The 246-nt window shown below is 67.9% G+C and carries 1 protein-coding gene; it reads left to right on the plus strand.

Translation table 11 applies throughout. The features are described from left to right. Positions 1 to 246, plus strand: a 246-nt coding sequence (locus KVT38_RS33990) for an Ig-like domain-containing protein (RefSeq protein WP_217598115.1), incomplete at both ends; no start/stop codon positions are given.

The raw sequence follows: 246 nt of genomic DNA on the forward strand, positions 1-246 counted from the left end.
AAGCGTGTATTCGAATCCGAACACGTTTGCTGTCGATACGCCGGCACCGCCGGCGCCGGTCGTGACGAGCCCGGCCAACGGGTCGACCACGAACGCCTCGACGCCGACCTATTCGGGGACGGCCGAAGCGAGCGTGTCTGTGGCGGTCGTCGTTGTCGGCGTCACGTTGGGGCCGGTGACCGCCGATGCCTCGGGCAACTGGACGTACACCTCGGCAGGGCCGCTCTCCGACGGACCGCATTCGGT

Origin of the sequence: Cohnella sp. GbtcB17, assembly GCF_019091135.1 — a bacterium.
In the GTDB taxonomy this organism is placed as follows: domain Bacteria; phylum Bacillota; class Bacilli; order Paenibacillales; family Paenibacillaceae; genus Cohnella.